At 65.3% G+C, this 24,564-nt stretch carries 25 protein-coding genes; 7 read left to right on the forward strand and 18 right to left on the reverse strand.

Annotated elements, in window-relative coordinates; all coding sequences use genetic code 11:
• Positions 1-69: 69 nt before the first annotated feature.
• From ASF80_RS10425 to ASF80_RS10440, 4 genes are read right to left on the reverse strand one after another with little or no spacing between them, the layout of a single operon-like run.
• Complete coding sequence (locus ASF80_RS10425) at positions 70-1,161, reverse strand: hypothetical protein (protein WP_235559937.1); 1,092 nt, start codon at positions 1,159-1,161, stop codon at positions 70-72.
• A complete protein-coding gene (locus ASF80_RS10430; protein WP_056310505.1) occupies positions 1,148-2,341 on the reverse strand; it encodes a GIY-YIG nuclease family protein in 1,194 nt (397 codons plus the stop codon). The genes ASF80_RS10425 and ASF80_RS10430 overlap by 14 nt, the downstream gene beginning before the upstream one ends.
• Complete coding sequence (locus ASF80_RS10435) at positions 2,338-4,320, reverse strand: DEAD/DEAH box helicase (RefSeq protein WP_056310507.1); 1,983 nt, start codon at positions 4,318-4,320, stop codon at positions 2,338-2,340. Before ASF80_RS10435 ends, ASF80_RS10430 begins: the two co-directional genes overlap by 4 nt.
• A complete protein-coding gene (locus tag ASF80_RS10440) occupies positions 4,317-7,034 on the reverse strand; it encodes a DNA methyltransferase (RefSeq protein ID WP_056310509.1) in 2,718 nt (905 codons plus the stop codon). The genes ASF80_RS10435 and ASF80_RS10440 overlap by 4 nt, the downstream gene beginning before the upstream one ends.
• Before the next feature lie 239 nt (positions 7,035-7,273).
• Between ASF80_RS10440 and ASF80_RS10445 the strand changes: the two genes are divergently transcribed.
• Positions 7,274-8,275, forward strand: a complete 1,002-nt coding sequence (locus ASF80_RS10445) for an SDR family NAD(P)-dependent oxidoreductase (RefSeq protein ID WP_056310511.1) — start codon at positions 7,274-7,276, stop codon at positions 8,273-8,275.
• Positions 8,276-9,490: 1,215 nt separating this feature from the next.
• Here ASF80_RS10445 and ASF80_RS18895 read toward each other — a convergent pair.
• Positions 9,491-10,006 carry a hypothetical protein gene (locus ASF80_RS18895; RefSeq protein ID WP_157521025.1) on the reverse strand — a complete coding sequence of 172 codons (516 nt, stop codon included), beginning with the start codon at positions 10,004-10,006 and terminating at the stop codon, positions 9,491-9,493.
• Between the two features lie 73 nt (positions 10,007-10,079).
• On the opposite strand from ASF80_RS18895, the gene ASF80_RS10455 reads away from it, so the two are divergent.
• Positions 10,080-10,391 carry a hypothetical protein gene (locus ASF80_RS10455; protein WP_056310514.1) on the forward strand — a complete coding sequence of 104 codons (312 nt, stop codon included), beginning with the start codon at positions 10,080-10,082 and terminating at the stop codon, positions 10,389-10,391.
• A 32-nt stretch (positions 10,392-10,423) separates the two neighbouring features.
• The gene (locus tag ASF80_RS10460) at positions 10,424-10,804 is read left to right on the forward strand and encodes a hypothetical protein (RefSeq protein WP_056310517.1); all 381 of its coding nucleotides are present in this window, start codon (positions 10,424-10,426) and stop codon (positions 10,802-10,804) included.
• A gap of 10 nt (positions 10,805-10,814) precedes the next feature.
• Here the strand turns inward: ASF80_RS10460 and ASF80_RS10465 are convergent, their stop codons facing one another.
• Both ASF80_RS10465 and ASF80_RS10470 read right to left on the reverse strand, forming a co-directional pair.
• Positions 10,815-11,225, reverse strand: a complete 411-nt coding sequence (locus tag ASF80_RS10465; RefSeq protein WP_056310519.1) for a DUF1428 domain-containing protein — start codon at positions 11,223-11,225, stop codon at positions 10,815-10,817.
• 80 nt (positions 11,226-11,305) lie between these two features.
• On the reverse strand, positions 11,306-11,875 hold the full coding sequence (locus ASF80_RS10470; RefSeq protein ID WP_235559938.1) for a TetR/AcrR family transcriptional regulator: 570 nt from the start codon (positions 11,873-11,875) through the stop codon (positions 11,306-11,308).
• Positions 11,876-12,013: 138 nt separating this feature from the next.
• Here ASF80_RS10470 and ASF80_RS10475 point away from each other — a divergent pair, with 138 nt between their 5' ends.
• Positions 12,014-12,526 (forward strand): hypothetical protein, encoded by a 513-nt coding sequence (locus tag ASF80_RS10475; RefSeq protein WP_157521026.1) that lies wholly within the window; start codon positions 12,014-12,016, stop codon positions 12,524-12,526.
• On the opposite strand, the gene ASF80_RS10480 is transcribed toward ASF80_RS10475, so the two are convergent.
• The 6 genes from ASF80_RS10480 to ASF80_RS10505 all read right to left on the reverse strand — a co-directional run bounded on the left by ASF80_RS10480 (position 12,504) and on the right by ASF80_RS10505 (position 18,834).
• Positions 12,504-13,064 carry a dihydrofolate reductase family protein gene (locus tag ASF80_RS10480; protein ID WP_056310523.1) on the reverse strand — a complete coding sequence of 187 codons (561 nt, stop codon included), beginning with the start codon at positions 13,062-13,064 and terminating at the stop codon, positions 12,504-12,506. The genes ASF80_RS10475 and ASF80_RS10480 overlap by 23 nt on opposite strands.
• 70 nt (positions 13,065-13,134) lie before the next feature.
• Positions 13,135-13,485, reverse strand: coding sequence for a hypothetical protein (locus ASF80_RS10485; RefSeq protein WP_056310525.1), 351 nt, complete (start codon positions 13,483-13,485; stop codon positions 13,135-13,137).
• 16 nt (positions 13,486-13,501) lie between these two features.
• Entirely contained in the window at positions 13,502-14,452 is a 951-nt protein-coding gene (locus ASF80_RS10490; protein ID WP_056310527.1) for a hypothetical protein, read from the reverse strand.
• Positions 14,453-14,708: 256 nt separating this feature from the next.
• Entirely contained in the window at positions 14,709-16,061 is a 1,353-nt protein-coding gene (locus ASF80_RS10495; protein WP_056312009.1) for an L-serine ammonia-lyase, read from the reverse strand.
• A gap of 35 nt (positions 16,062-16,096) precedes the next feature.
• Positions 16,097-17,341, reverse strand: a complete 1,245-nt coding sequence (locus ASF80_RS10500) for a M20 family metallopeptidase (protein WP_056310530.1) — start codon at positions 17,339-17,341, stop codon at positions 16,097-16,099.
• The gene (locus ASF80_RS10505; RefSeq protein WP_056310532.1) at positions 17,338-18,834 is read right to left on the reverse strand and encodes an MFS transporter; all 1,497 of its coding nucleotides are present in this window, start codon (positions 18,832-18,834) and stop codon (positions 17,338-17,340) included. The genes ASF80_RS10500 and ASF80_RS10505 overlap by 4 nt, the downstream gene beginning before the upstream one ends.
• 116 nt (positions 18,835-18,950) lie before the next feature.
• Here ASF80_RS10505 and ASF80_RS10510 point away from each other — a divergent pair, with 116 nt between their 5' ends.
• Positions 18,951-19,952 carry an Lrp/AsnC family transcriptional regulator gene (locus tag ASF80_RS10510; protein ID WP_056310534.1) on the forward strand — a complete coding sequence of 334 codons (1,002 nt, stop codon included), beginning with the start codon at positions 18,951-18,953 and terminating at the stop codon, positions 19,950-19,952.
• On the opposite strand, the gene ASF80_RS10515 is transcribed toward ASF80_RS10510, so the two are convergent.
• Positions 19,942-20,820: an NAD(P)H-binding protein gene (locus ASF80_RS10515; RefSeq protein ID WP_056310536.1), complete on the reverse strand. Its 879-nt coding sequence runs from the start codon at positions 20,818-20,820 to the stop codon at positions 19,942-19,944. The genes ASF80_RS10510 and ASF80_RS10515 overlap by 11 nt on opposite strands.
• Positions 20,821-20,902: 82 nt before the next feature.
• Here ASF80_RS10515 and ASF80_RS10520 point away from each other — a divergent pair, with 82 nt between their 5' ends.
• Together ASF80_RS10520 and ASF80_RS10525 are read left to right on the forward strand one after the other, a co-directional pair.
• Positions 20,903-21,610 (forward strand): helix-turn-helix transcriptional regulator, encoded by a 708-nt coding sequence (locus ASF80_RS10520; protein WP_056310538.1) that lies wholly within the window; start codon positions 20,903-20,905, stop codon positions 21,608-21,610.
• Positions 21,611-21,659: 49 nt separating this feature from the next.
• Complete coding sequence (locus ASF80_RS10525) at positions 21,660-22,040, forward strand: VOC family protein (protein WP_056310539.1); 381 nt, start codon at positions 21,660-21,662, stop codon at positions 22,038-22,040.
• A 15-nt stretch (positions 22,041-22,055) separates the two neighbouring features.
• On the opposite strand, the gene ASF80_RS10530 is transcribed toward ASF80_RS10525, so the two are convergent.
• From ASF80_RS10530 to gnd, 4 genes are all read right to left on the reverse strand, one after another.
• Positions 22,056-22,592, reverse strand: coding sequence for a GNAT family N-acetyltransferase (locus ASF80_RS10530; protein WP_056310542.1), 537 nt, complete (start codon positions 22,590-22,592; stop codon positions 22,056-22,058).
• A 1-nt stretch (position 22,593) separates the two neighbouring features.
• Positions 22,594-22,758, reverse strand: a complete 165-nt coding sequence (locus ASF80_RS18900) for a hypothetical protein (protein ID WP_157521027.1) — start codon at positions 22,756-22,758, stop codon at positions 22,594-22,596.
• A gap of 37 nt (positions 22,759-22,795) precedes the next feature.
• Positions 22,796-23,263 carry a GNAT family N-acetyltransferase gene (locus tag ASF80_RS10535; RefSeq protein WP_056310544.1) on the reverse strand — a complete coding sequence of 156 codons (468 nt, stop codon included), beginning with the start codon at positions 23,261-23,263 and terminating at the stop codon, positions 22,796-22,798.
• Positions 23,264-23,449: 186 nt separating this feature from the next.
• Positions 23,450-24,511 (reverse strand): phosphogluconate dehydrogenase (NAD(+)-dependent, decarboxylating), encoded by a 1,062-nt coding sequence (gene gnd, locus ASF80_RS10540; protein WP_056310546.1) that lies wholly within the window; start codon positions 24,509-24,511, stop codon positions 23,450-23,452.
• Positions 24,512-24,564: the final 53 nt, after the last annotated feature.

The raw sequence follows: 24,564 nt of genomic DNA on the forward strand, positions 1-24,564 counted from the left end.
TCCGTCGGGTCTCGAGTTCGGCCGGCATCGTTCATCGGCGTTCTGATCGCGGGGAGCGCGCGGCCTGGTTCAGTTGTCGAGGCCGAACGCCTCGGTTACCTGTTCGATCGTGAACTTCTGGCGTAGCTTCGCGGCCGTGTTCTGGTTCGCGAACATTCCGTTTCGCCAGATGGCCTCCGCGCGAGAAACTGCATGTGTCCAGGCGATAGGAACAGCCCATTCGGCTTTTTCGTCCGCGACATCGCCTTCGTGGCGGTAGGTTCCCTCAAGCGGAAGAGTGTGCAAGAGGGTGGCGACGCCGCCCACATCGACCATGGTCTGGTCGAATCGCTGAGCTTCGCCGATGACAGTACCGACACCGACGTAACCGGTCTTTGGAATATGGACGAAGACGCGAGCGCCGATCGGCAGGTTCTTGAGTGTCTGGGAGAACCACTTCCCGCCGCCACCTGATATGAAGCCGTACCTGAGCCCGTCTGCCCACTGGCGTCCGCCGCTGTCCTCGCCAAACGAGACGTACCAGTCGCTGCCGTTCCAGGGCTCACGCGTCTTGGTTTGATGACCTGGCACGCTCGTTCCAGCCTGCTGACCCTCGTGCTCGACGAGCCAGGTACGGGCCAGGTACTTCGCCCCGTTGTCCTCGAAATGACGGAAGAAGATCACGTTGATCGGTACCGCGAAGCCCTCGTTGAGGAACCGCACGATTCGCTCGGTGGCCGCATCGACCTTCGCAGCGACGATGGTGAGGGTCTGCGAGCTATTGACTTCTTCGGGAAGGGTCTCATTGAAGCACTCGGCGAACGCCTCCTCCAGCGCGACGCCAGGCTTGTAGGCCTCGAATATTGCATGAACGTCGGCTCGCCCGAGCCCTGCGACCCAGGAGCCGTAGTCGAGGGCTTGGGCTGTGACGTCGCGTGGGGTCTTGTCGCGCTTCAGCTCGATAACGTGCACAGCAGCGGTTTCATCGAGAGCAAGCAGATCGATGAAACCGCCGAAGGCTGTCGGCACCTGCCTCCCGATGACTAGTAGCACTTCCCCGAGCATCGATGGGTCGGACTCGATGTACCCCTCGAGTTCAGACTCCAAGCCGATCGCGGTCGGAACGATCCGATTGAGCTTGTCGCCCTCTGCGCGCCAGAGGCCCATCTCAACGGGCATCATCGCTCCGCTCTACGAGGTCCTGCTGAGCTTTGTCGAAGACGTACTGTGTGATCTCGCCGGACATGATCATGGCGATGGCCTTGTTGATCGTCACTAGCGGCACGATGAACCATTCGGATGGGTCGTAATCGCGGCCGTTTCGGTCGATCTGCGTCAGGTCGAGGCGGACATCGGCGAAGACTCGGTGCAGCAGTGCTTCCAGTGCCGACGCCTTGAGGTTGTACACCCTGTAGTCGGCGACGATCTTGACCGGGGCCATGAGGTATGTCGGAGACGTGGATGCGCCCCTCACGCGCTGCTCGACACTCGTGGTCGAGAAGCCGATCTTGTGCAGGTCCTTCATGTTTGCGAGCAGCGGGTCGGTGCTCATGGACTGCAGTACGTAGATGTGCCCGCTCTCGATGTCCGCGTCCAGGATGCCGCCCTCATCGTGCCCCGTGCGCGCCAGCACCTGTCCCTGGGCCTCATACATCCGTGTCATCAAACTCTGCTTGTACATAGCCGACTCGGTGCCGTTCTCGAACACCACACGCAGTCTCTGCTTCTGCGTGCGCTTCCCACCCACAACGAGGTCGACGTTCTCGCCGACCTCCGCGACGAAACACATCACGCCATTGAGGACGAAGAACACGCCCTCGCGGATCAAATCCATCCCCGTGAACGGCTTCAGCGCGCAAGTGCCATCCTTCAGCTCAGCGTGCTTCACTTTGAAGAGCGGCTCGAACTGCTCGAACTCCTTCGCCTTCACACGCTGGGCCACGGACTCGGCCGACTCCGGGCGCTTGACCACGGGCAGATCCGACACGTCGAGGATCCCGGACTCGTCGCCCAATAGCTCGTCGAGGTCGTCGCTCTCCAGCAGGTCGTCAATGGACGTCGGCGCTGCGGGAGCTTCCAGCATTCCAAAATCGTCCAGGTGCTTCACGGCCCCGGCCTTGGCGTCGTTGGTGAGGAAGCCGTCCAGGCGCGCGCCGAGCTTGCGTTCGGCGATCTCGCGGGTCTGGGAGCTGGGCAGCCGTCCCTCGGCGCGTCGGAACTCGACGATCTCAAGGAAGGCCCTCTGGAGCCGGTCCGACGAGGTGAGCTTCTTCGGCTTCTCCGGCGCTGTGAGCAACTCGTCGTCGAGGATGTCATCGAGGCTCAGCGGCGCCTCGGACTCGAAGGCTTCGTTCTCGCTCATTCGACCACCGTCTCCGTCGAGGCCTTCTCCGCCTTGCGCTGTGCCGCGAGCTTCTGCAGAAACAGCAGGGCAGCGGCCAGCCGTTTCTCGGTCGGATCCTCGGAGCGGATGTCCGGGTTCTTGCCGTGGACCTGCTTCCACGTCTTGATCTTCGGGAACAGGGACAGCGCCTCCTCCTCGGAGAGCTCGACCTTCGTGGACGTGATCGTGTCCTGGATCAGGCGCAGCACCGAGGGGGTGACCGACTTAGACAGCACCTCGAACGCTCGTTGGAAGGGGTTGACCGAGTCGATGAGGTTGATGTTCAGCTCGTCGATGTTCACGAACTTCTCGGCCATCTTGATGAAGCGCTTGTCGCCGACCTCGCGTACCTCGCCGTTTTTGATGACCGAGTCCACGACAACCTGCTGGCGGACCTCTTCGACCTGTTCCTCGTTGAGGTCCGGGTACTTCTCCCGGATGATTTTCGGGATCAACACTCTGTTGGTCGTCTCGGCATCGACCGAGCCGGCCGCGGCCCGGGCGAAGGTGTCGTCCTGAAGGATTGTCGCCTTCAGGTCGTTCAGGTCCGTCGCGACGATCTGCATCACGCGGTCGCTGGAGGGCTCTTTGAAGCCCTTAATCTTCAGCTCGCCCCTCTTCGCCGGCGCGTCATCGTCAAATTTTTTCGTCTTGAAGTTGAAGTTCGGCGCGAGCACCTGCTCCATGAGTAACGAGGCGGTGATCGCCTTGAGCATGTTGTTCACCGATACCTTGACCTCGCCTTGCGAGGCGTCGGGCTCGGCGATGAGGTTCGTGAACTGCGCGTGCGACTTTGCGGGGCTGTCACGAGTCACGCGCCCGATGATCTGGATCACCTCGGTGAGAGACGCCCGGTAGCCGACTGTCAGCGCATGCTCCGCGAAGGGCCAATCGAAGCCTTCCTTAGCCATGCCCAGCGCGATGATGATGTCGACGCCGTCGCGCTCCTTCGATGCAGTGTGCGACAGGTAGTGGAGAGTGTCGCCGCGCTTCTTCTGGTCGGTGTCGTCGACGAGGTCGGCGACTCGCACGATCTCGCCGGTGTCCTGGCGTCGCATGCTGATGATCCCCGTGTCGGGATCGGTTGACTCGACGTGACCAATCGCGTCGATGATGCGTCCGACCTCTTCGATCTTGTCTTTCGTGGACTCGCCGGAGTTCACGCTCGGGATGTGCACGATGGTCTTCTTGTCGAGGTCGAGAACTTCGTGGATCGCGTCGGTGTACCGGCCTTGGTAGAAGTGGTGCCCGATGCCCAGGGACCGCAAGTGTGCGTAACCGTTGAGCTGGTCGTAGTAGTTGAAGGTCACCGGGGTGAACTTCGCCTCGTCCTCGGGCGACAGCACTGGCACTGAGTCGCCACGGAAGTACGACCCGGTCATGGCCACGATGTGCACGTCGGAGCCCTTCATGACATCGCGCAGTAGCGCGCCAAGACGTGACGTCTCTGTGTCGGCCGAGACGTGGTGGAACTCGTCAATTGCCAGCACCGCGCCATTGAACGACTCCGGGGCCAGCTTTTCGAAGGCGAACCGCAGCGTCGCGTGCGTGCACACGAGTACCGCGTCGGGCCCTTCCAGGAATTCGATGAAGGCATCGACCTTGCCCGCCGACGAGCCCGGGTCGCAGAGGTTGTGCTTGTCCTTGACCTCCCAGTCCGCCCAGAAGCCGTGCGTAGTCAGGCTGGTCGAGGCGAACGAGGCCCCGATGGACCGCTCGGGCACGGCGACGATGATCTTCTTGCGGCCCTGGTTGTATAGCTTGTCCAGTGCTACGAACATCAGTGCGCGGGACTTTCCTGATGCGGGTGGAGCCTTCACCAGAAGGTGCCGGGCGTCGCGCTGCTCGAAGACGCGTTGCTGCATCTCGCGCATCCCCAGCGCGTCGGTGTTCACCGACGCCTTCGTCTGTGCGTACGTGACGTTGACGATATTTACGGGCTTGTTGATCGCGTTCACTCCGCAGTCCTCAGGATCCTCTTCGTCGGGACCTTCGCGGCCTCCGCGGCGGTCATGCGCTCGTACAGCGCGAACAGGTCCGACAGGCGCTGCTCGTCGGTCTCGTATGGCTTCTTCGAGTAGATCGAGTCGACGAGCGCATCGACCGCCGCATGGGCCTCGCGCAGGTCTTTCGGCATCTTGTCTGGGTCGTAGAGCTCGGCGAGCATCTGCTCGCAGTGGTACTCGCGGACGTCAAGCACGCGTAGTGCGGCGATTGTCAGGTTCTCCTTTATCGCCCCCGACATCGGTGGGACGGGGAAGTTGTTATAGACAATAGTGTTCGAGTAACGGAAATCGGTCTTCATCTTCCCGCCCACGGCCCGGGCCCACGCCATGTGCATGCGAGACGTGAGAATCGCGAAAAGCCATGGCTGAGCGTCGTAGACCGCGTACGCAAGGTTGGAGACTACGGTTTCAGGTCCCAGGTAGCCGACCGGAACGTATTCTCGACGTTCGGATGAAACGCTTGGCACGATAATCGCATCGGTGGGCTTATATCTCACCTCGCCGAAGCGGTGAGAAACGGCTGAGAGCCTCTTCGTCGAATCTCTCTTGCTTCTGGAGCGATGCTCACGCACATGCTCGACGCGCCTCGAGATCTCGGGAATCGCCATGGTCGCTGTCAGGTCGGCCGCGTCGATCCAGAGTGCGAAACGCTCAGTGCCGGAGATGAACTCGCTCGCGCCTAGGAATCGTTTCACGAAGCGAACTGCGTCTGGATGAGAAGCGATCAACTGCTCCCGTTCCTCGTTCGACAAGACGAGACCACCATTGTCGTTGGGCATGCTGCCGAATGACATCTCCGGCAGCGCTGATATCGGCTTCGTCCGCTTCGTCACGAACACGTTGTCACCGTCAGCGAGGTAGCCGTTGATGTTGTCCGCCTGGATCTTCAGGTCATCGGTGTAGATGAACTTCTCGCTTGGTCTGATCATGCGAAGACCGATCACGACTACGGTCACACCGGCGTTGCGTTTGGCGTTGTTCTCCCACTTGAATGACGTGTAGGCAAAGCCAATCTCAATCCCTTTGGCGAAGATAGTCGGAAACATGAGGCCGACGTGCTCGCCCTGTGCCACCGAGTTCGTCGTGACAAATGCGAGTTCTGCCCGGGTTCCCTCCATGTAATCAGCTCCCTTGATGAACCAGAGCGCGATGTAGTCGAGGTTCTTCGAGTAAGGGCGTTGTCCGAACGCGTGATCGAAGTCGGACTTCTGCTCTTTCGTCTGTACCCTCGCGCCGACGTAGGGCGGGTTGCCAATCAGATAGATCTCGGAGTGGCCGTCGTTCGGACAGACCGCGTCCCAGTCAACCCGCGCCGCGTTGCCTGGTTGGACTTTGCCGCTCTCCTTGAGCGGAATCAACGGGATCTCGACGCTGAACTTCTCTCGGAACTCTCGGTTCATCTGGTGCTTTGCGATCCAGAGAGACAGGATGGCGACCTCTACAGCAAAGTCATCTATCTCGATGCCGTAGAAGTTCTCGATGTTGATCTTTGAGTCAGCCCAGAGCACTTGGTGCGAGGGACTCAGTTCAGCGAGCCGCTCGAGGATCGCGTGCTCGATCTTGCGAAGCTCCTTGTAGGCGATGACGAGGAAGTTGCCCGAACCGCAGGCGGGGTCGAACACCTTGATGGCCGCGATGCGTTCTAACAGGCGGACCAGTCGACGCTCGCTGTCCTGGCCCTCATTGAGTTCAGCTTTCAGGGCGTCCAGGAACAGCGGCTCAATTGTCTTCAGGATGTTCGGCACCGAGGTGTAGTGCTGGCCAAGGTCGCTGCGCTTGCCGGGGGTGACGATGGCTTGGAACATCGAGCCAAAAATGTCGGGGTTGATGTCGCGCCAGATGAGCGTGCCCGAGGCAATGAGTTCCTCGCGTGCTCGCTTTGTGAAGCGGGGCACGGTCTGGTCGTCGGTGACGGTGAACAGGCGACCGTTCACGTAGGGGAACTCGGCGAGGTGCGTCGGCTTATCGGCGGGGTCGGCCGTGTCGAGCGCCTTGAAGAGTACGGTGAGGAACTCTGCCATGTCTAAGCCGTCGGGCTGCGTCTGGGATCCGACCGCGTTCGTGAACTGGTTGTGCGTGAAGATACCGGTGTCTTCGGCGAAGAAGCAGAACAGAAGGCGTGAGAAGAAAATGTTGAGGGAGTGTCGACCTTGCTCGTCGTCAAAGATCCCGGGATTGGCGTTCAGCAGTTCGTCGAAGAGCTTGCCCATGCGTTCGGCGGCTTTGACGTCGGCACGGGATTCAGCGACGTACTGTGCCTTCTCCATGCCGGCCCAGGGCAGGAAGAACGTGAAATGCTGGTCGATCTCCCTGATCGGGAACCCGATGGTCTCGTTTGTCTTGCTGTCGTGTGCCACCACGTCGGCATAGTCGGTGACGATGACGAAGCGTGTGCTGAAACGGACGACGGCCGGCGACGCCTTAAGCTCCTCGAGGACCGCCAGCGGGTCACCGTCGGTCTCCTTGAAGTACACGACATTCTTCTGCGCGACCTCCGTTGTCGGCTCGATAGCGACGTTCAGCGACCCGTTGCGCAGCCGAGTGACGTTTCCCGCCGGCTTCCCGTAAGCGAGCAGCAAATCGAAGATGAACTCTCGGTCGTAGTTCTCTCGGCCGGCCAGAGGGGCAACGCGCTCCTCCACCGCTTTGAGGCTGAGTCTCGCCATGCAGGTGTCCCACTCTCAAACGTGCTGCGGAAAGCAGCAGTCGTAGCTCATTTGCCGCGCCCATGAGGGAATGCGTCTCGACAAGAACATCCTATTGGCGGGGTCCGTCACCGCTGACCTGTGGCAGCGGTCACCACTCTTTGATCTGACACCATGACCCGCCCTCAGGACCGAAAGAGAACGCTAGACTGCCCATAAGTAGACGCACCGTTGCGAAACCCAAGCCTCAAGGAGCACCCATGGCCCTCACCGCACACTCCACCATCGGCGACTGGCTGAACGACCCGACCGGCGGGCCACTCATCCGCGCACTCTTCGAGCAGACGGGCGCCGACCCCGAGCTCCTCGCCCCCGTGCTCGGACTGCCGCTGCAGCAACTCGTCGCGATGAGTCAGGGCGCACTGCCACAATCGGTCGTCGACGACCTCGTCCGCGCAGCCAACGGCGGTGAGATCCCCGAGGCCGACGAGTCCGAGGGTTGGACCGAGAGGCCCACCACCGGGCGCTTCTCCGGCAAGACCGTGATCGTCACGGGCGCAGCATCCGGAATCGGCAAGGCCACCGCCTCCCGCATCGCCCGCGAAGGCGGACGCGTCATCGCCTCCGATATCGCCGCCGACAAGCTCGATGCTCTGAAGGCCGAACTGCCGGATGCCGACATCACCACCGTCGCCGGTGACCTAACCAAGCAGGACGCGATCGACGCCGTCATCGCCGCCGCGGGCGACCGCATCGACGCCCTCGCGAACGTCGCCGGCATCAACGACGACTTCTCCCCCGCGGGCGAGACGACGGATGCCGTCTGGGACCGCGTCATCGCCATCAACCTCACCGCCCCGTTCAAGCTCATGCGCGCAGTGCTGCCGATCATGGAGAAGGCCGGTCGCGGTTCGATCCTCAACGTCGCCAGCGAGGCAGGTCTGCGCGGCAACGCGTCGGGCAACGCCTACACGGCCAGCAAGCACGGCATCATCGGCGTCACGAAGTCAGCGGCGTTCATGTACGGGCCGAAGGGCATCCGCGTCAATTCCGTCGCACCGGGCGGCGTCGCCACCGGCATCCCGATGCCCCCGAACATGTCGGAGTACGGTTCGGGTCGCCTGGCCCCGTTCCAGCAGGCGATCCCGACGGTCGCGACCGCCGAACACCTCGCCGCGTCGATCACGTTCCTGCTGTCGGACGACGCCGTGAACATCAACGGTGCCGTGCTGGCATCCGATGGTGGATGGTCGGTGCAGTAAACGTCAGTCTTGGAGGCCGGCACGGCTGCCGTGCCGGCCTCCAAGCTCTCCGATAGTGCGCAGCTCGATGCCAGGCCGACCTCGCGCCGTTCAGCGGATGAACAACGCGACCATCGCTGCGCCCACGGAAACAACGGAGACGGCTAGCGAGCTCCATGCCATCCAACGTGTGAATCGCTCAGATCTTTCTGCGTCTGCACGTGCAGCCTGCGTCAGCCTCACCTGAGCTTCAGAAGCTGCCAACTGGGCGCGCGATAGCCGCAGCATTTGCTCCACGCTCCGTGCGGTCTCCTTCGCGGAATCAGCGGATTGTTTCAACGACCGCTCGTTACGACGATCCTGCGACTTCTCAGTAATCGATCGGGGATCAGGCATGACCACAGGATTACACGGACTGCAGACGCCCGCGTGGATCCGATAAGTGAGCGAGACCCGCGAGGCAACATGAACGCAGTCGCACATCAAGCTCGGGCTGCGGGTACCCGGTGTACTCGCAAGCTGCAGCTCGCCCTCCCGAGTCTCCACAGGTGGCACACGATGAGGTCAGATCTGTGGCCGACATGAATCGGCTCATTGGCGGCCCCGCAGAATTGGTCACGCTCCGCGACTCATGGATCGCCTCCTTCGTCGGCCACCAGCGGTAGATCGTCTACCCGAACACTGCTTCGGTCTCGACGAGTCCAGCTATCAAAGCTCTCCGCGTTCGCCAGCTTCCGGATCTTCGTGGCGCAGCACGCGGAGCTCACGATCGCGTAACTCGTGCTGCAAGCTATGCTCCGGGCAGTACCACCCTTCCTCGAAACGCCGCGCACCCTCGGTCGTCCCACACTTCCTCTTCGAGAGTCGATCCACCTCCTCGCAAGGATTCCGCTCAGGGGGTTGCAACTCTTCCGGCGCGAGGTGACTCCATGGAGACCAAGAGCGCTTCGGATGCTCTGAACATCTCCATTGCCATTTGCCGCCCTGTTCATGCACTCCGACGGCATCGGGCCGATACACGGAATCTGCTGTCCAGATCCGATACACGGTAAGTTCCGCGATCGGATGCCACTCATCGCCGTTCTGCACGCCGCAATAGGTGCAGTGACCCGAGTCCTCGTTACCCGATCGCACTCGTCGGTCCGCAACGTTAGCCAACGGGTACGGCGTCTCAATCAGCATGTCTTGATATCGCACGTTCATTCCCCTGCTCTGTCGATCCAGGTTCGAGATTGCTCAGCTAGCGCGCTCTGCGCGGCGAAGCAGCTTGGCAACCTCAGGGGTCATCGAGTACTTCTCGCCATCCCAGTCCCAGACGTAGTGCCACTCCGTTCCTTTTGGAGTGCGGTACATCGGAAGCTGCGCGCGACGGATCGCCTTGCCCACCCCTCCGAGAATGCCGGCGACACCCGAGACACCGTTGGGGTGGTTGAGCGCCGAGGCCAGTTCGTCCGGAGTGAAGTGGGCCGTTTCGCGCGTCGCAGATCGGCTGAGGAAGGTGAGCACCGAATGACCAGGCCCCGAAACTCCGTCCCAGAGCCGTGCAGCGATTTCCTGCGCGTTGTCCGCCACTGCCCAAGAGGGAACGGTTCCAGATTCGAGCCGCACCGGGTCAGCGGAATCAGGGATCTCGGCAACGAACTCACCAAAGCGAATGTAGAACTCTTCGACACGTCGCTCAGGAACGTGAACTGTGATCGGAATCAAGGGAACCTCCAAGGTGGGTTGCAAGGTACGTTGAAGCCAGTACACATCACCACAATCGAAAGTGCAAGATACCTTGTAAATTATCTTGTGCCCCTCTGGAGGGTGACAGACTGGCACCATGCCTGACCGGCCCGAGATCGTGTGCATCTGCGGTTCCATGCGGTTCATCGAGGACATGCGCGTGGTGAGCCAGTCCTTGACACTCGCTGGCGTCATCGTCCTCATGCCGGCCGAGGTCGACACCACGATCACCGAGGAGCAGAAGGCAGCTCTCGGCGAGCTGCACCTGCGCAGGATCGACCTTGCCGATCGAGTGGTCGTCGTCAACCGGGGCGAGCACTACGGCGAATCGACGCTCCGCGAGATCGCCTACGCAGAAGCCGTGGGCAAGCCCGTGACCTTCGTCGGCCCTGCCTGGGGCTCGCTGTAGTCCTCACATCCGCGTCACCTACCCTGGCTGTCATGAAGAAGCTCCCCGCGCTCGCGACGCTCGCCGTCGGCATCCTGCTGCTCTCCGGATGCTCTCAGGCGTCGACCATCGCTGCGTGTGGACAGGTCGCAGCCCAGGCCGCGCAGGTGACCGGCGTGATCGGCAGCGTCAGCTCGCCGACTCCCGAGGCCGCGCAGGCAGCGCTCGACGAAGTGCGAAGCGTCGCCGAAAACATCCGCGGTGTCGACGGACCCGACGAGTTCGTCACGCTCCGCGACTCGTGGACGACGAGCATCGACGCGTTCGTCGCCGAGGGCGAGAAGGCCATCACCGGCGACGTCACGGGCCTGGATGCAGCATCGACCGAGATGCGCACGGCGACCGACGCGATGCTCGCCTACTGCACGCCGTAATCGGCGCCCGTCACTCGTCGTCGGGAACGCTCATCGCGATCTCGAAGCTGTCGCCGATCACGCGACCTCCGTCGAATACAGGTTCTTCGTCGAGCGTCTCGAGGACGCGAGCGTCCTGCGTGGCGGCAGCCGTCCCCCGGTCGCGAGCCTCGCGCGATGGCCATGTGATCACCGAGACCACGACGGACTCCCCGGCACTCGCTCCGGCGAGGTCGGCGATGCTCGAGAGCTCGCCCGGTTCGTACGACGCCCCGTCGGCATGGAAGTCGGCCTGCTCGGCTGAATCGCTCGACTGCCAGTAGTCGACGACGCTGATCGCACCGTGGTCGCGGTAGACCGCGGCCATCCGCTTCGAGAAGTCCAGGTAGGCAGCCCTGCGTTCGGTTGGCACCGGAACGACCGTGATGTCTGCGATGACCATGCTCGGCTCCAGTCCTCGGCTTCGCGTGTTGATCGCGCGGATATCCTCCGCCGATCCCCTCCACCCTGGCTGGGCGGGGCCTACCGCGCAATGCCTCGGAGCAGCCGCGTCACCGTCTCCTCGACACGCTCGGCGCTCAACGGCTGACCGATGAGCGCGGCGTACGACGCCATGGCGATGAGCTGGTCGGCGATGGCGGCAGCATCCACGTCTTCGCGAATCTCTCCCGCCGACTGTCCGCGCGCGATCCGTTCGGCGACCCACGAGCGGATCGGCGCTGCGAGACGCTCGTTGAGCGCGAGCCCAAGTTCGTGGTCGGTGGCCGTCACCGCGATCAGAGCCCGGGCGAGGGCGACGCCCTCGGGCCTCTCCATGCCGGCGGACATCGCGGAGAACCAGGCGTGCAGATCAGCCCGGATGTCGTCGCTCATCGCGACGGTCGCATCCGCGAGGGGCACCTCTCCCTCGAGCAGCGCCTCGCCCAGGATCGCCGCCTTCGACGGCCACCAGCGGTAGATCGTCTGCTTGGAGACAGTTGCGGACTCCGCGAGTCCCTCGATCGTCACGGCCTCGTAGGCACCGGCCACGACAGCAGCGCGCATCGCCTCGAGCACGGACTGGCGCGCGGCTTCACTTCGGGGACGGGGCACCTGAACAGGCTACCGATGCTGCGGGTGGCGCGTTTCGTTTCGGCAGCTTCGCAGACCTCGCTCAACGCCTGAGGGGGAACAACCGCGGGCCTCGCTCAACGACCGTTGTGGCTGCGCGGTCTTGGATAGAGTCGCGGGATGAGGGAGACTCGAGGGCGGTTGAGCATGGGCATGTTGACTCTCGCGCTCACGGTGTTCGGACTTGTGCTCTTCATCGTGACGATGCTGATCATCCACGGCGCGCCCTACCTGACCGACTCGCTCAGCCCCGCGAACGACCGCGAATGGACCAATTGGTACTGGCTGGCCATGCTCATCGTGGCGCCGACTGTCATCACCGGCGCCGTATCCGGACTGACCTCAGCCTTCGGCGCCTACATCGCCAAGCGCGTCTCGGCGACCACCGATGGCGCGCCAGCGAATCGGTGGAAGATCAGCGTCGGCGCCGGTGTCGGTGGCGCCCTGGGCAGCGCCTTGTTCCTGATCTATATGAGCTGGCTCTACCAGAACGGGCTGGGCCCGTGGATCCTGGTGCTCGGGTCCGCAGCGGTATTCGGCGCCTACGCGGGCTTCACCGCACTGTGGATCGGCCGCAGATCGCGGAGCCCTCAGGCGCCCGCACCTGCAGTCACAGCCGCGGACGGTATGTGACGGCCACGGCTCCCGAGCCGAACTCCCGACGATCGACGACGTCGAGCTCGAGCGGCCGGTTCAGCCCATCCAACAAGCGCGGCCCGTGCCCGGCGACGATCGGATGCACGACGAACGTGTATTCGTCGATCAGCCCCAACTCAGCCAATCGCAGCGGCAGCGTCACGCCGCCCACCGACAGCCCCTCGCCCGGCTGCTGCTTGAGCTCTCGGACCGCCTCACCCAGGTCACCGTGAATCAGCTCGGCGTTCCAGTCGACCGAGCTCAGCGTGCTCGACACGACGCGCTTCGGCACGCGGTCGATGGCCTCGGCGAACGGGATCTCCCACTCGCTCATCCAGTCCGGCCACACCCCGGATGCCGGGCGGCGCCAGGCGCCCTCCATCATCTCGTAAGTCGTTTTGCCATAGATCACGGCACCGGCCCGCTCCATCTCGGTGGTCCAGAAGGCCATCAGCTCTTCGTCGGGAGCGACCCCCGCCTCGTGGTGAACGCAGCCGTCGAGCGTGACGTTGATGGCGTAGCGCAGTGGTCTCATCTCGCCGATCTCCTTCGATGCGGGCGGTGCAGGATGAGCACCAGGGTACTGCTGTCAGAACGGCGATGTGTCAGTTCGCGCTCTCGTCCGGATCAGCCGGATGCGGACGACGGGACAGTGCATAGACCATTCGTTGGCCGAAGGATTCGCCTTGCATCGAAGGATCGCCCCCAAGAGAGCGCGCGGTAGCTACAACGCCGGTCACGCAGGCGACGACGGCGAATATAGGCCCGATCCACAGGGCTCTCGAACCAAGCGCAAATCCGGCGACCACCGCCACTCCGACCAACAGGAGCCCCGTGACAAACAGAGCCGATCGATGCCTGCTGCCGGGGGCGGAAGCGAGCACCAAGCCGACGCTTACAGCTTGAGCGAAGGCGAGCACGTACACGATGATCTCTTCGATGCCTCCGATAGTCATGAGCGCTCTCCAGTCATCAACATCCGAGCCTGAAGATCACTCCGGGAACTGGCGCGGCCGTGAAGAACAGGCAAGTCTTCGCAGGACTATCCCCCTGTGCAAGGTTCGCCTGAAGGATGATGTACGACCCGAATGCAGAGCATGCAATGCTGACCTGCCTCGCAAAGACTGCGCACATACCGAGGGCAGCGGCGTAGTCGCGTACGCGGGAAGTTTCAGCACGAGTGAGCTTCATCCCCCAGATCGGCCCGTACCACTGCCAGCTCGGATCCGCCACGACGGGGTATGAGGTGGAGTCATCCGCAACAACGATTTGGAAGAGCTCGTCTCCGCGAATCTCGTATCGAGTTTCAACCGGATTCCCGTTGGCATCCGTGGCCCATGGGGCCGCGACCGGAACGTAGTTTCCATCCTCGCTTACGAAGATCACCTCGCCGGTGTCGCTCTGGTACGGCTGGTAACCGGACATGCGATAGCCGAACTCGTGTGCGCTCGCGCTGCCGCCGATGACGGTCTGAATCCGAGTTGAACCATCGTCGAGCGTCTGCACTGCGACAGCATCCCCCGAGTCGTCGGTGGCGGCGAAGACGACCGTTCCGTCATCCGCGACCACACCGTCCTTGACGTCAATCTCGTCAGGCAGGTCGATAGTCGCTGTTTGCTCCCCAGCGCCGTTCGCCGAGGTCACGGTGATCGCTTCCTCGGCAGACAAAGGCACGATGGACTGCACGTCCCCGGCTTCGGTACTCAGTTCACCTGCGACGAGATCCCCCGGTTCAGACAGATCCGTCGCGGGAGCAGCCTCCTGAATCAAGGAAGCGATTGCGTCCGCGTCGTCCGTCGTCTCCGACGCGTGGGCAGGCGACACCATCGTCGCGGTCAGGGCAACTACAGCCGCCACCGAGCCCCACACCCGCAGCCTGTTGTGCACGTCCTCCGTCGCCGAGACATGTGTGTGTCCGTTCATCGCTACTCCGATCTGTCAAATATGTTTTCTTTCGAGAAAGAAAAGCACACATATGACTGCATATCGGCATACAGTGAAAGCTCGGGCTTTCCGTCTACCTGTCGACGGGCGACGGACAGGAGTGGTCCTCTGCCGAGCAAGAGATCGTCTACCCCGCGGTTCAGCCAGGATTGGGCTACCGGGCAGCAGCCTCGGTTGAAAAGACGTGCGCCTCGTCTCGGGCGGCTCCGCCGGCCTCGCTCAACGACAGGGGGCATCAGCACTCCACGACATTCACCGCCAACCCACCGCGACTCGTCTCCTTGTACTTGTCGCTCATGTCGGCGCCGGTCTGACGCATCGTCTCGATCACGGCATCCAGAGACACCACGTGGCTGCCGTCGCCGTGCAGGGCGAGGCGGGCGGCCGTGACGGCGGTCGACGCGGCGACGGCGTTGCGCTCGATGCAGGGGATCTGCACGAGTCCGGCGATCGGATCGCAGGTGAGCCCGAGGTGGTGCTCCATCGCGATTTCGGCCGCGTTCTCGACCTGCTGCGGGGTTCCGCCGAGCACGGCACAGAGCCCCGCTGCTGCCATCGCGCACGCAGAGCCGACCTCGGCCTGGCATCCGCCCTCCGCGCCCGAGATCGACGCGTTCGCCTTGATCAGCGATCCGATCGCGGCGGCGGTCAGCAAGAAGGTCCGCACAGCCGCAGCATCCGCACCGGGCACGAACCGCGAGTAGTACATGAGCACGGCGGGCAAGATGCCGGCGGCACCGTTCGTGGGAGCGGTGACGACCCGGCCACCCCCGGCGTTCTCCTCATTGACGGCGAGCGCGAACGCCTGCAGCCAGTCGGACGTGACCGGCTGCCCCGCCGCCTCCGCCCGGAGGATGCTGTCGCGCATCGAGCGCGCCCGCCGCGGCACACCGAGCCCGCCTGGCAGCACTCCCTCAGCATCCAACCCCGCCTCGACGCACTCGCGCATGGCAGTCCAGATCGCGTCGAGACCCGCGTCGACGGCATCGGCGCCACGCGCAGCGAGCTCACCGGCCCGCGCCACGTCGGCGATCGACAAGCCATCGGCGCACAGCGAGAGCAACTCCGCAGCCGTCCGGAACGACGGCATCTCGTCGGGCACGGCCGGGCTCTCGACCACCTCGCCAACGCGCTGGATGAATCCGCCGCCCACCGAGAGGTACGTCTCCTCCGCGATCGACACCCCACCAGCCCCGAACGCCCGGATCACCAGAGTGTTCGGGTGCACCGGCTGCCGGGTGAACGGGTCGAGCACGACATCGGAGCTGTCGAATGCCACAGGCACGACGCCGCCGAACAGCAGCGGCGACCCCGCCGGGTGCCCCGACCACGCGCCGCGCACGGCAGCCGGGTCACATGTCTCGGGATCCAGACCGGCGAGACCCGCGACCACCGCATCCGGCGTTCCGTGGCCGAGTCCGGTCGCCGCGAGCGACCCGTACAACACCACCTCGACGCGACTCGGCCCGCCCGGATGCTGCGCCAGCACCCGCCGCGCGAAATCACGCCCGGCGCGCATCGGCCCCACCGTGTGCGACGACGAGGGGCCGATACCGATCGAGAACAGGTCGAATGCCGAGACGTACACGCCGCTGCGAGCGCCGGTCGCGGAGGTGAGAGTCGTCACTCCTCGCCCTGCGGGTGGGTGGTCGCTCCGGCCGGTCGGGCAGCCTGGCGAGCGAGCAGATCCGCTCGCGACTCGGGCGTGAGCGCCGCGGTGGCCGCCGCCCAGGCGAGGCCGATCGCCGCATCGATCACGGCGCGGTCGGCGGCGGGCGTCGCCGCATCCGCAGCGAACCCCTCGGTGTGCGGGGCCGACGTCGAGCCGATGATCGCGATGCCGGGGTGGATCGACGGCACGACCTGCGAGACGTTGCCCATGTCGGTCGAGCCACCGGCCGCTCCCGAGAACGCGATCGGCTCGCGGCCGAGCTCGGTGAGCGCGTCGTTCCACGCGTCGGCGAGCAGCGGCTCCTGCACCAGCGGGTCGTACCGGGGCTCGGTGCGCACCTGCTCCCACGAGCATCCCGAGGCGAGCGCTCCTGCTTCGAAGCAGGCCATCACCCGGCGCTTGGCGTCGCGCAGCTCGTCGAGGTCGAACGAGCGCACCTCGGCCTGCAGCACGGTGCGCGCGGGGATGATGTTCGTCACCTCGCCGCCCTGTGTGATCACGGCGGCTGTGCGGACGGTTCCGGGCAGCTGCTGACGCAGCAGGCCGATCGACGTGAGCGCGATCGTCGCGGCATCCAGCGCGTTCACGCCCTTGTCGGGAGCGGCCGCGGCATGCGCCGGTCGACCCGTGTACGTCACCTGGAATCGGTCGACGGCCTGCGTCGCGAAGCTCTCGCAGCGGATGTCGATGCCGGGCGCACCGTGCACCATGAGCGACACGGTGGCGTCTTCCCACGCCCCGCCCTCGAGCATGAGCACCTTGCCGCCGCCGTGCTCTTCGGCGGGGGTGCCGAGCAGCTTGACGGTGAGCCCCGCGTCGTCGGCGATGGCCGCGAGCGCGATCGCCGCACCGAGGCCGGCAGCTGCGATGACGTTGTGCCCACAGGCATGACCGATGCCGGGAAGAGCGTCGTACTCGGCGCAGATCGCGACCACGAACTCACCATCGCCGAAGCTGGCGTCGATGGCCGTCTCCACACCGAACGCGCCGACCGTGGCGGTGAAGCCGGCATCGCGCAGAGCCGCTGCGACGAGGTTCGCCGCCCGCACCTCCTCGAACGCGATCTCGGGATCGGCGTGGATCTCGTGGCTGATCTCGACGAGCCGCTGCTCCCACGCACGCACGGCATCGGCGCTGCGCTGCTTCGCGTCTGCGAGATCGAGCAGGGTGCGGGTGGAGGGGTCTGCGAGGGTCATGCGGTTTCTCCTTCGAGAACGGGGTCGGCCGTGGTGACGGCGGGAACGGGAGTCGGGGTCTCGGCGACCGGACCGGGCACGCGGAGGAACAGGGCGAGCACCGCGATCGCGACGCCGATGGTGGCGCAGATGCTCCACACGGCGACGTATCCGTCGAACGCCGTGGTGGTGACGGCGGCATCACCCGTTCCAACGGTCATGAGGAAGCTGCCCATGACCAGGGCGAACACGGCACCCGCGACGGCTCCGGCCGCCGTGCGCGAGGTGTTGTAGAGAGCGGAGGCGATGCCGACTGAGTCGGCGGGGGCGCGGCGCACGACGATGGTCGGCAGCACCGAGATGAGCAGACCGTTGCCGAGCCCGGCGATCACCATGGCCCCGACGAACACCGCGACGACGCTCGGCGCGGAGAGGAAAGCGACGTAGCTGCCGCCGACCAAGACGCCGCCGAGCGCGATTGCGCCCTTCGCCCCGATGCGGCCGGCGACCCTGTCTCCGATGATCGATGCAAGGAAGGCCGAGAGTGCCGCGACCAGCGCGATGACGCCGACGGCGGCCGCCGTGAATCCGAGGCCGAAGCCGACGGCATCCGGATCACTGAGCACGTAGACGCTCGATGCCGTCTGCCCGCCGAAGAGCTGGGCACCGAAGAGGAAAGCGATGATGATCGGCAGGCCGATGCCGCCCTTGGTGAGCAGGGCGATGTCGATGAGCGGATGCGCGACGCGCTTCTCGACCATCACCCAGACCACGAGCAGAGCGATGCCGCCGAGGATCGCGACCCAGGTGATCGGGTTGCCCCAGCCCCACGTCGACGCGTTCGAGATGCCGCCCAGCGTGGCGAGCAGGCCGATGCCGAGCAGCGAGGCGCCCAGCCAGTCGGTCTTGCCAGCCGCCCGGACAGTGGTCTCGGGCACGAGGAACGCCACGACCGGCACGCAGATGAGGAGGAAGATCGCGGGCATCCAGAGCACCGCACGCAGGTCGCCGAGCGCCCCGAACAGCAGGCCGGAGCCGAGGGAACCGAGGGCGGCGCCGAAGGTGAGCGCGCCGACGAGCTTGCCGATCGATCGCCCGGCGGACTTCTCGTCGCGGTCGCGGACGATCGCAAACTCCAACGGCAGGAAGGCGGCGAGCGGGGCCTGCAGCGCCCGACCGACGAGGAACAGCTCATAGCTCGGTGCGATCGCCACGACGATCGAGCCGAGCGCGACGAGGGCCGTCGAGATCAGGAGCAGCTTCTTGTGTCCGTAGCGGTCGCCGAGCTTGGCGAGGATCGGCACGCAGACCACGGTCGCGAGCATGTAGGCGGCGCTGACCCAGTTGAGCTGCGCAGCGCCGATGCCGAACTCTTCGCCGATCGCGGCGAGGAGCACGGGGTACCAGCCCTGGAGCATGCCGGAGCCGAGCTCCATGATGACGAGGAAGCCGACGGCCCCGCGCACAGCGGAGCGGCCGGAGATGGTCTTGCCAGGCGGTGCGGGGACAGCCATGAGGACTCCTTGAGAGGGATCGGGTGGAGCAAGAGCGAATCGGATTGCAGTGACTCTAGGAACGCAGCTGTACGATCACAGTCAGGTGCACGAAATCGGATGCGAAGGTGTGACGCATGCAGGAAATCGGACTGGATGACCTCGACCAGCGACTCATCCACGCCGTGCAGGTGAGTCCGCGAGCGACCTGGAACGCGCTGGCTCCCATCGTCGGCGCCGACCCTGCCACCCTGTCGCGCCGCTGGGCGCGCCTCGTCGAGCAGGGGATCGTCTACGTCACCGGGTACGGCGCGGGGGCGCCCGCCACGCTCGTGCTCATCGAGATCGAATGCAGTCCGGGCGAGACGCTGGCGGTCGCCGAGATCCTCGGACGAGACCCCGAGGCGTTCACGATCGATCTGACCGCAGGTGGACGCGACATCTTCCTCACTCTCGCGGTTCCGGATGCCGAGGCGCTCGCCGTCTGGACGCTCGAACGCATCCGCGGGGTCGCCGGCGTCCGCTCGATGCGCACCCACCTGGTCTCAGAGACAGTCCGCGACGCGCGGGGATGGCGCCTCCGCGCGCTCACGGTGCAGGAGGTCGGGCAGATCGAAGCTCTAGAGCGCAGCGCCCCCTCAGCATCCGTGCGGATGTCGGTGGAGCAGCGAAACGCCATCGCGTCGGAGCTCGCCTACGACGGTCGCGTCGGGATCACCGAGCTCGCTTCGCGGCTGGGAATGGCTCCGCGCCGTGTGCGCGATGCGATCGCCGAGATGCGCGAATCGGGGCGGCTGGCGATCCGCGTCGACGTCGCCCGGCGCTACACGCCCTGGCCGATCTACGCCTGGTACTTCCTCAGGGTGCCGGCCGCGATGGCTGCTCGCATCGGCGCACAGCTGGGACGAATCGAAGAGGTGCGCCTGGTCGCCAACACGGTCGGCGAGTACAACGTGATCATGGCCGTCTGGCTGCGCACGCTGCAGGACGTCGGACGCATGGAGGCGATCATCGAGGAGCGCCTGCCCGGGGTCACCATCGCCGACCGGTCTGTCGTGCTGCGGACGACGAAACACCTCGGGCACCTGCTGCATGCCGACGGGCGCGCGTCGGGCGAGGTCGTGCCACTCACGATCTGACGGCTTCGTCGGTCAGCTCCTCCCGCACCCACCCCCGCAACCCGGTCGGGGTCGTCGTCACGACGGTCCGCTTCTGCTCGGGCACGAAACCGTCGCGCAGCCCCGTCGACATCCCGAGCACGGCACCCGCCATCGCGTCCGGCATCCCCGCGTCGAGCAGTCCCTGCCGCATCTCGTCGTCTGCGATGCGCTCGACGGCGACGTCGCGGAGGAGCTCTTGCGTGAGGATCTCGGCAACCTGCGACCAGCTCAGATCCTCCGGCCCGTGCACGGCCTGCACCCGGTGCCCGCTCCACTCGCGGTTGAGCAGCGTCAGACCGGCGACCTCGGCGATGTCGCGCGGCGCCACCCAGGCCATCGGCGCATCGAGCGGCAGCACGGTCGTGAGCCGACCGGCCTTCAGCGACTCCGGATCGAGCAGCAGGTTGCTGAAGAAGTACCCGCACCGCAGATGGGTGACGTCGATGTCGAGGGCATCGAGCGCCACCTCGGTCGCCGCCAGCCCGTCGATCTCACCGGCACCATGACGCATCTCGGCGCCGACGCTGCTCTGGAACACGACCCGACCGATCCCGTTCTCGACCACAGCCCGCACGAGCGCATCCGTCGCCCGGGCATAGTCGGCGAGGGGATCGTCCGACATCACCGACGGATCGACCCAGTAGATCGCGTCGACACCGCGCGTCGCGGCCACGACTTCATCGGCTTTCTGCGAGTCGGCGCGGGCCACATCGACGTGCGGCAGCAGCTCTTCGGCGATCTGCTCGGGATGCCGTGTGAGCAGCAGAGGACGGATGCCGGCGCGCACCAGCATCCGTGTGAGGTGGTGTCCGACGTTGCCGTTCGGGGTGGTGACGGCGATTCTCATGGCGAGTCCTTTCGTCTGTGACTGGCCACGGTAGACGCAGATGCGGCCTGTTTCTGGCCGCATCTTGGGCGATCATGGATTCGTGGACTCGCCATCGACCCGCACCCTGCACCTGCTGTCGCTGCTCCAGACGGGCGGCGACTGGAGCGTGGATGCTCTCGTCGAGCGACTCGAGGTGAGCCCGCGCACCGTGCGGCGCGACGCCCAGCGGCTGCGGGATCTCGGCTACGACGTGCAGTCGCGACCTGGTCCCGGCGCCGGATATCACCTGCGCCCCGGGACGAAGATCCCGCCGCTGCTGCTCAGCCCCGACGAGGTGGCCACGATCATCACGAGCCTGCTCGTGCTCGAGACGTGGATGCCCGACGACCCGTCGGCATCCGTCGCCCGCGCGAAGCTCGAGCAGACCCTGGCGCCCGCACTGCGTCGAAGGGCAGTGGCCACCGCGATCTCGACGCAGATCCTGCACGAGCCACCCGCGCCGGTCGACTGGGCACTCGTCGGCACGCTGTCGGATGCCGTCGCGCAGGGCGCCCGTGTCACCTTCGACTACACGGATCAGCACGGGCGCGAGTCGACGCGGGTCGTGGAACCGCACCGTCACGTGCTGCGGAAGCGGCAGTGGTACGTCGTCGGATTCGACCTCGACCGCGACGACGCGCGGCTCTTCCGGCTGGATCGGATGCAGTCGACCAGCATCCTTGCCGGCGTGCACGCGCACCGGGAGTTCCCGTTCGCGTCGATCGAGGAGTGGCTGGTGAGCGACTTCGGGCGGATCGAGCATCCCTGATCCGCCCAGCCTCTGGCCGGGTGCCGCGCACAGACCTAGGCTGACCGGCATGTTGAAGATCGTGTCGATCGTGATCCGCGTGAACGACCTGCCGGCGCAGTCCCGGTTCTGGCAGGCGGCCCTCGACTACATCGAGCGGGATCCGGCGGACGATGACTGGGTCGTGCTGAAACCGCGCGACGCGGATGCTCCCTGCATCGCCCTCGACGCACATCACTCCGAGCGAGTGGTGCCGCCGCGCATCCACCTCGACATCTATGCCGAGGATCAGGCAGCCGAAGTCCACCGTCTGGCCGAGCTCGGCGCGCGCGAGGTGCACTGGGACAACCTGCCGGACGACGCCGACTACGTGATCATGGAAGACCCCGAGGGCAACCGGTTCTGCGTCGTGGATCGTCCGGATTGGGTGGGGTGGGAGGCCGTGCGCTGACGGACCGCCCCAAGGTCAGCTCGGCGCCACTCCTTGGGCTCCGCTCGACATGCGCCCCATGACCTGCCTGTCTCCTTGATAGGTGGCGAGGGGGATCCATCCACTTGAGGAGTAGAGCCGAACGGCCGGATCGTCTGCGCGGGCAGACGTCGACAGAAGCGCGCGCTCATGCAGCAGGTCGGCGAGGAGGGCATCGTGCAGTGCTCGCCCGATGCCGCGACCACGAGCGTCCGGGATGACCGCGAGCTCGACGAACTCGAAATGGCCGCCGATCCACTCATCGACGCGCGGGCCGAGCTCGCGTGAGATGAAGTCCGACCAGTACTGCCCTCGCTCACCGGTGTACCCCCACGCGAACCCGACCAACCGATCGCCCTCGCGTGCAGTGACCAGGCGAAAGCCCGCCCGCGATCGATGACGCTCCCAGATCGATGCTCGCCAGTCGTCCGCATCCGCTACCGCGCCGAACACATCGGACCAGACCTCGAGAACTTCGGACTCTAGTCCGGCCGCTTCGGGGCCCGCGAGCGTGACGACGAAGAGCTCGTTCACGTCACTGCGCGATGTAGCGCTGCGCCGGTCGCCTCTCATCCGCCATCGCCTGTCGGTGCGACGTCAGCGCTGCGCGCACGGCCGTGTAGATCACGAACCACAGGATGAGCAGACTGATGAGGAAGCCGCCGATATAGAGGAGCACCACGAAGAGGAAAGGATCCATGGCGTCAGGATAGCCACACGGCTGTTGGCGACCTCAGTTAGCCCGCGCTCAACGCCCGGTAGAAGTAGAACGCTCGCTCACCCGAGTCCGAGTCGGTGCCGCTGAAACCGTGCCGCTCGTAGAAGCGCATCGCCCCGGCATCCGACTCATCGACGTTGATCTCGATCGCTGCGGCTCCGAGGTCGCGGCAGATCGCGACCATCTGCAGCAGGATCGCGCTGCCGATGCCGCTGCCCCGCTGCTCGGGCGCGACGTACATCTCGTCGAGCAACGCGACCGGACCGTCTGACCATACGTTCGGGCGCAGCGTCACCAGAGCCACGCCGACCGCCGGGTCGCCACCGAGCACGGCGAACGTCGATGGCTCGGCGAGCAGAACGCGCAGGCGTTGCGCGAGCACCGCGACCCCGGGTGTCTCGGTGTCGAACTCGGTGTTGAAGGCGTGGAGGAGCTCGGCGATGCGGGCTGCGTCGTGCGGGGTGGCTCGACGTGTGACGGTGGTCATGCGGATGCCTTTCTCGGGTCTTGTGCGTCGCCTCGGCGGCGCTGCCGATTCACAACTCAGCAAGAACGGGTCGACCGACGCATCGGTCCCACGGGATTCCGGGGCCGAGTCGGCGGACGCACACGATTCATGCTGCGCTGTGAACGTGAACCTCCGCTACCTTGCTGACGGACCGGGAGGACCCGATCAGGCACTGTCCGAATCCGCCTTGCGCGAGCCGGCCTCGAGCACATCTCCCGCGGGCAGCTCCTGATGCCCACCGAACTGCAGGCGCATCGCCGACAGGACCTGGTTCGCGAAGTGGTCTTCGTCCCTCGAGGCGAAGCGCTCGAACAGGGATGCTGCGAGCACCGGCACGGGCACTCCGACGTCGACCGCGGCCTTGACCGTCCAGCGGCCCTCGCCCGAGTCGGACACGCGGCCGGCGAGACCGTCGAGCTTGGGGTTCTCGGCGAGCGCCGCTGCGGTCAGATCGAGCAGCCACGACGAGATGACGGATCCGCGGCGCCACAGCTCGGCGACCTTCGAGGTGTCGATCGGGAACTGGTAGAACTCCGGCTCCTCCAGTGGGGCGATCTCGGCAGAGTGCTCGGCCTCGCGCACCCCGGCATCCGCGTTGTGCAGCAGATTGAGCCCCTCGGCGATCGACGCCATGATGCCGTACTCGATGCCGTTGTGCACCATCTTCACGAAGTGCCCCGCACCCGTCGGACCGCAGTGCAGATACCCCTGCTCCTCGGCAGTGAGCTCACCGGTGCGGCCGGGCGTGCGCTCGATCTCGCCGACACCCGGAGCGATCGTGCGCAGCACCGGCTCGATGCGCTGCACGGCCTCATCCGGTCCGCCGACCATCAGGCAGTACCCGCGGTCGAGCCCGAACACACCACCGCTCGTGCCGACGTCGACGTAGTGGATGCCGCGCTCGCGGAACGCCTTCGCCCGCCTGACGTCGTCACGGTAGTTCGAGTTGCCGCCGTCGATCAGGATGTCGCCCTCGTCGAGCACCTCCGCGACCTGATCGGCCACCATGCCCGTGAGCGAAGCGGGCACCATCATCCACACGGCCCGCGGCGCCTCGAGCTTCGACGCGAGGTCGGCCATGCTGTCGGCGCCTGTGGCTCCCTCGGCGACCAGCGCCTGCACGGCATCCGCGTTCACGTCGTAGACCACGCACTCGTGCCCCGCCCGCATCAGGCGGCGCACGATGTTGGCACCCATCCGGCCGAGTCCGATCATCGCCAGCTGCATGAGAATCCCTTCGTCCCCGCCCCCGGTGAGCCGAGTCGGGGCAATCCTGGCAC

It is taken from the genome of Microbacterium sp. Leaf159, assembly GCF_001423615.1.
GTDB lineage: Bacteria > Actinomycetota > Actinomycetes > Actinomycetales > Microbacteriaceae > Microbacterium.